At 47.7% G+C, this 2,192-nt stretch carries 1 rRNA gene; it reads right to left on the bottom strand.

Going from position 1 to position 2,192, the window contains the following annotated elements:
• Positions 1 to 98: 98 nt before the first annotated feature.
• A 16S ribosomal RNA gene (locus tag LQ227_RS25540) occupies positions 99 to 1,620 on the bottom strand.
• Positions 1,621 to 2,192 lie beyond the last annotated feature (572 nt).

Genomic DNA, 2,192 nt, shown 5'->3' with positions numbered 1-2,192 from the left:
GTATCAGGACAAGCCTTTCAGCTTTGGTCTTTATGCTTTAACCTTATACCTTAATTAGAAATATCATGTTGCGTGGCGAGTAGGCGGTGCTACTCCAGAAAGGAGGTATTCCAGCCGCACCTTCCGGTACGGCTACCTTGTTACGACTTAGCCCCAGTTATCGGTTTTACCCTAGGACGCTCCTTGCGGTTACATACTTTAGGTACCCCCAACTTCCATGGCTTGACGGGCGGTGTGTACAAGGCCCGGGAACGTATTCACCGCGTCATTGCTGATACGCGATTACTAGCGAATCCAACTTCATGGGGTCGAGTTGCAGACCCCAATCCGAACTGTGAATGGCTTTGTGAGATTCGCATCATATTGCTATGTAGCTGCCCTCTGTACCATCCATTGTAGCACGTGTGTAGCCCCGGACGTAAGGGCCATGATGACTTGACGTCGTCCCCTCCTTCCTCTCTGTTTGCACAGGCAGTCTGTTTAGAGTCCCCACCTTAACGTGCTGGCAACTAAACATAGGGGTTGCGCTCGTTGCGGGACTTAACCCAACACCTCACGGCACGAGCTGACGACAGCCATGCAGCACCTAGTTTCGTGTGATTGCTCACTCATTTATCTCTAAATGATTCACTAACTTTCAAGCCCGGGTAAGGTTCCTCGCGTATCATCGAATTAAACCACATGCTCCTCCGCTTGTGCGGGCCCCCGTCAATTCCTTTGAGTTTCACTCTTGCGAGCGTACTCCCCAGGTGGAACACTTAACGCTTTCGCTTAGCCGCTGACTGTGTATCGCCAACAGCGAGTGTTCATCGTTTAGGGCGTGGACTACCAGGGTATCTAATCCTGTTTGATCCCCACGCTTTCGTGCCTCAGCGTCAATAAGACCATAGTAAGCTGCCTTCGCAATCGGTGTTCTGAGACATATCTATGCATTTCACCGCTACTTGTCTCATTCCGCCTACCTCTAGTCCATTCAAGCCCATCAGTATCAAGGGCACTGCGATAGTTGAGCTACCGTCTTTCACCCCTGACTTAACAGGCCGCCTACGCACCCTTTAAACCCAATAAATCCGGATAACGCTTGGATCCTCCGTATTACCGCGGCTGCTGGCACGGAGTTAGCCGATCCTTATTCTTCCGGTACATTCAGCTTTCTACACGTAGAAAGGTTTATTCCCGGATAAAAGCAGTTTACAACCCATAGGGCAGTCTTCCTGCACGCGGCATGGCTGGTTCAGAGTTGCCTCCATTGACCAATATTCCTTACTGCTGCCTCCCGTAGGAGTCTGGTCCGTGTCTCAGTACCAGTGTGGGGGGCCATCCTCTCAGATCCCCTAGTCATCGTCGCCTTGGTGGGCCGTTACCCCGCCAACTAGCTAATGACACGCATGCCCATCTCAATCCCATAAATGTTTGATCATTGGATTATGCAATCCTGTGATTTTATGCGGTATTAATCCGGATTTCTCCGGGCTATCCCCCTGATTAAGGTAGGTTGCATACGCGTTACGCACCCGTGCGCCACTTTCGATAAGAGCAAGCCCTTATCTATCGTTCGACTTGCATGTATTAGGCCTGCCGCTAGCGTTCATCCTGAGCCAGGATCAAACTCTCCATTGTAAAATGTGTTGTAAGATGCTGACCAGTTTTAACTATTGTTAAAAATAGTCTTCTTTTTTGTTATGTTGTCTGTTAGACACCACCTTTAAAATAAAGCTACGTAATCATGTACTTTGATCGGTACTCCATTACCTCGCTACGCTACATTGACATCTCTTTTAAGAACTTGTTGACCTGGTAAGCCTCACGGCCGGTCATCTATATATCGTTAAACTTCAGTTCGGAAAAGTCTTGTTCGTCTCTCCGTGTTTCTGTTTATCTCAATCTTGTTTTTGTTATCTTCCCGACATCCGCCGTTCCGATTTTTCCCTTTCCTCTCGGTTGGGAGTGCAAAGGTAAGGATCTTTTTTAAACTTCCAAATAAAATAAATTTTATTTTTTTGTTCTCCTTTTCTTCCTCTTTGCTTTTCAATACGCTGATATTGATCAGCTTTCCGTTCTTCCGATCCGGGCTGCAAAGGTAGCAATCTTTTCCGCTCCCGCAATATTTATTTTAAAATAAATCATGCCCTCCATCTCGCTCTGCCATCTTTTCAATCAAACCCTTCCTCCGAAGCGGGATGCAAAAGTAG

This window comes from Pedobacter sp. Bi27 (genome assembly GCF_918698255.1).
In the GTDB taxonomy this organism is placed as follows: Bacteria; Bacteroidota; Bacteroidia; order Sphingobacteriales; family Sphingobacteriaceae; genus Pedobacter.
This window is presented reverse-complemented; position numbering and strand designations above follow the sequence as displayed.